Here is a 2,724-nt window from a genome sequence, read left to right as displayed (position 1 = left end):
GGGACATCGCTCCGGCAGACCTATGAAGCTCGGCGTGTCGCTGTTGCGCTGTGGCGGCACGAGCGCCACCGAGGCTGAGCGACGGATAGCATTGCGAGGCTATTGCGGGGCCTCTACAGCCCGCCGATGTCCGACAAGCTCAACGCCCTCCTCGAACGCCTGAAGGCGCATCAGCGCACGCTCATTCTGGCGATGACCGAACACGATGGGCTGCCGGCCGGGAGCGCCCTGCGCCAGGTTGCTGAGCTGGAGAATGTTATCGCGGCCGTGGAGGCAGTGGCTGCTGAGGAGGCGGACCGGGCGCGGCGTAGTGGCCCCGCAGCGAGGGAACTGCGGGGCGATTAGATGTTACTTGCCGCTTGGGGCTGCACCGCTGCCAGTAGCGCCGTTGCCTGAGCCACTGCCGGCGGGTGCGCCAGGAGTGCTGACCGGCGGGCCACCGCTGGTTCCGGGGCCCGTGCCAGTGCTCATTGACCCCGTGCTCATCGAGCCTGATTTGGCCTCCATGGACTTCTCAGAATTGCTCTTCACACTGCCTGGGTTGTTCATGTTGCCCTCGGCGCTGCCGCCACCGGCTGGCGTCTGAGCCAAAGCCGCTCCTGCCATGGCGACGGAGAGCACGGCAGCGAGAGCGATTGTCTTGATCGACATGGACATTCCTCCAGGCTGATCGGTTCGATCAACCCAGGAGCAAACATCTCTACGGTCGGTATCGTTCAGGCTCCCATCATGACTGAGGTTACAGATCCTGACGGTGTCGCAACCACAGCGCTAGGATCAGCGCGCCAGGCCAGAACCCGAGGCTCAGCACCGCGATTGACATGATCGGGTGGCCCTTCCACCACAAGATGATCACCGGCACGAACAGGCCTAGGATCGCGATGGTGAGGAGCGCCCAGAATTCGAGGTCGGACAGGTCCATGAACGGGTAGGTAGGGGCGTTCTACCGCTACGCTTCCTTCACACTTGGTGGCACAGTGCGGCCCCATGCCGATCCGGCCCGAGCACCGCTTCTTCTACCCGATCGACTGGCGCGAGCTGTCGATGGCGATCCGGTTCGGCCGGGCGCAGGGCCGGTGTGAGAGCTGCGGGCGTCCGCATGGGCAGATGGTCTACCACCTCGGCGATGGCCGCTGGTGGGACGCCGAGGCCGGCCGGTGGCGCGATGGTTGGGGGCGCAGGATCCGGGTCAGGTCTGGCGTTGATATCCTCGGCAGGGCTCCCCGGACCCACGTCGTCCTGGCAGCCGCCCACCGGGATCACGACACGGCCAACAACGCGGACGCCAACCTCGCAGCCTTCTGCCAGCGCTGCCACATGATCCACGATCGGCCGGAGCATCAGAGACGGCGGCGGCGCACGCTGTTCCGGCGGAAGGCGCTCGGCGACCTGTTCGGTGGGCCCTATGCCTGACCAGCATGCTTTCGTTGTATCGTAGCGGCGGCCTTCACGATGGAGAGGACGCTATCGCGTGTGGTCTCGTCGGCGATACCCGTGAACGCGAGGACGAGTTCCACCACCTTCGGGTCATTGGAGACGGCCGGGACAACGGCCTCCTGGTCATCGTTTCCTTGTGAGCTGGCAAAAAACGTCTCGACCGGCACCTTGAGCTGATCGGCGATCCTCTGCAGCCGGCTGGCGCCGATGCGATTGCGACCCTTCTCGTATTTCTGCACCTGCTGGAAGCTGACCCCAATGGCGTGACCGAGCGCGGTCTGACTCAGACCCTGCGCCGCCCGGACCGCCGCGATGCGGCTGCCGATCTCACGGTCGGCTTCGGTCGCCAGCTTCGGCGCATTGGTGGAGGTCATCGCAGGATCAGCTTTCTACAAGGGGGAGGCTGAACGCACAGCTGCCGGTCCAGCCTTCTAAAACCGACCCAGGATTGTACCTTATTACGCCGCACAACCGTTAGTGCCGCGGTGCAACAGCTGCAACTTGTGCAAGGCACAAGTGCAACCCTGGGTGTTTCACGAGATGGGCCTTAATCGTATCGCCCTCGTGAGGGCGACAGGCCCTCCTGAGATCGGGGCACCCCTCATGGACGAGATCGAGGAGCGGCGGCACGTCGTGCTGCGCAACCTCGCGGCGCACGCTGGTCCGGCACGCGGCCGTCTGTGCTTGTCCCTGGACAACGCTGCTCGGTTGGCGCACCTCGCACCTGAGGTCATAGCGGCCATCGAGAACGGCAGCGACTGCACGTTCTCGCTTGCTGTGCTGACGCGCGTCGCACTATTCCTGGGGTTGACCGAGCTTGGCATGCCACACCCTCGGCCGTCGGGGATGGAGTAGCCGAGTCTCAAACAGCTCGTCGGGGGAAACTTCGGCCGGAGCCGGCACGTACCGCTGGCCCATGAGCGACCAAGACGACGAGCCTACCACCCTGAATGCCGCGATAGCGACGCGGATCCATGCTGCCCGCTTGCGTGGGGCCTACTCGATCGAGACCTTGTCCGCGCTAGCGCAAGTGGATCCCGAGGTGATCGTCAGGCTTGAGAATGGCGCGCCGATCGCCGACGTCGGAGCTCGGGACCGCGTCATGGACGTGCTCGGTCTGCGTCCAGACAGCCACCGCTATCGAAATATGGATCGATAGTCGTCGCTTTGCCAGAAACAACACCGCTGCCTTGCAGGGCCGCAAGCGCCTGATTTCGAAGGCTAGCGTTGCGGCCTATTAACTATTCTCGGGCACGCCATAGCTCCGGCGGCTGCAAGCATTTTTGG

7 protein-coding genes are annotated in these 2,724 nt (G+C 64.4%); 4 read left to right on the top strand and 3 right to left on the bottom strand.

Features of this window, described 5'->3' with window-relative positions; translation table 11 throughout:
• Positions 1-126: 126 nt before the first annotated feature.
• Entirely contained in the window at positions 127-345 is a 219-nt protein-coding gene (locus tag MKK67_RS29705; RefSeq protein WP_243972352.1) for a hypothetical protein, read from the top strand.
• Positions 346-348: 3 nt separating this feature from the next.
• Here MKK67_RS29705 and MKK67_RS29700 read toward each other — a convergent pair whose 3' ends face one another.
• Together MKK67_RS29700 and MKK67_RS29695 are read right to left on the bottom strand one after the other, a co-directional pair.
• Positions 349-651 carry a hypothetical protein gene (locus tag MKK67_RS29700; protein WP_243972350.1) on the bottom strand — a complete coding sequence of 101 codons (303 nt, stop codon included), beginning with the start codon at positions 649-651 and terminating at the stop codon, positions 349-351.
• Positions 652-739: 88 nt separating this feature from the next.
• Positions 740-922 carry a hypothetical protein gene (locus tag MKK67_RS29695; protein ID WP_243972348.1) on the bottom strand — a complete coding sequence of 61 codons (183 nt, stop codon included), beginning with the start codon at positions 920-922 and terminating at the stop codon, positions 740-742.
• A gap of 65 nt (positions 923-987) precedes the next feature.
• On the opposite strand from MKK67_RS29695, the gene MKK67_RS29690 reads away from it, so the two are divergent.
• Complete coding sequence (locus tag MKK67_RS29690) at positions 988-1,413, top strand: hypothetical protein (RefSeq protein WP_243972346.1); 426 nt, start codon at positions 988-990, stop codon at positions 1,411-1,413.
• Here the strand turns inward: MKK67_RS29690 and MKK67_RS29685 are convergent.
• Positions 1,404-1,811, bottom strand: coding sequence for a helix-turn-helix domain-containing protein (locus MKK67_RS29685; RefSeq protein WP_243972344.1), 408 nt, complete (start codon positions 1,809-1,811; stop codon positions 1,404-1,406). The genes MKK67_RS29690 and MKK67_RS29685 overlap by 10 nt on opposite strands.
• A gap of 229 nt (positions 1,812-2,040) precedes the next feature.
• Between MKK67_RS29685 and MKK67_RS29680 the strand changes: the two genes are divergently transcribed.
• Together MKK67_RS29680 and MKK67_RS29675 are read left to right on the top strand one after the other, a co-directional pair.
• Complete coding sequence (locus MKK67_RS29680; RefSeq protein WP_243972342.1) at positions 2,041-2,292, top strand: hypothetical protein; 252 nt, start codon at positions 2,041-2,043, stop codon at positions 2,290-2,292.
• Between the two features lie 61 nt (positions 2,293-2,353).
• Entirely contained in the window at positions 2,354-2,596 is a 243-nt protein-coding gene (locus tag MKK67_RS29675; RefSeq protein ID WP_243972340.1) for a hypothetical protein, read from the top strand.
• Positions 2,597-2,724: the final 128 nt, after the last annotated feature.

The sequence above is a fragment of the Methylobacterium sp. J-072 genome, assembly GCF_022829425.1.
Classification (GTDB): Bacteria; Pseudomonadota; Alphaproteobacteria; order Rhizobiales; family Beijerinckiaceae; genus Methylobacterium.
The sequence above is the reverse complement of the archived record's forward strand: the minus strand, read 5'-3'. Positions and strand labels throughout refer to the sequence as shown.

Excerpts from the sequence above, each read along its gene's own strand:
- MKK67_RS29705 (WP_243972352.1), top strand. The coding sequence starts at position 127 with ATGTCCGACAAGCTCAACGCCCTCCTCGAACGCCTGAAGGCGCATCAG.
- MKK67_RS29700 (WP_243972350.1), bottom strand. The coding sequence starts at position 651 with ATGTCGATCAAGACAATCGCTCTCGCTGCCGTGCTCTCCGTCGCCATG.
- MKK67_RS29695 (WP_243972348.1), bottom strand. The coding sequence starts at position 922 with ATGGACCTGTCCGACCTCGAATTCTGGGCGCTCCTCACCATCGCGATC.
- MKK67_RS29690 (WP_243972346.1), top strand. The coding sequence starts at position 988 with ATGCCGATCCGGCCCGAGCACCGCTTCTTCTACCCGATCGACTGGCGC.
- MKK67_RS29685 (WP_243972344.1), bottom strand. The coding sequence starts at position 1,811 with ATGACCTCCACCAATGCGCCGAAGCTGGCGACCGAAGCCGACCGTGAG.
- MKK67_RS29680 (WP_243972342.1), top strand. The coding sequence starts at position 2,041 with ATGGACGAGATCGAGGAGCGGCGGCACGTCGTGCTGCGCAACCTCGCG.
- MKK67_RS29675 (WP_243972340.1), top strand. The coding sequence starts at position 2,354 with ATGAGCGACCAAGACGACGAGCCTACCACCCTGAATGCCGCGATAGCG.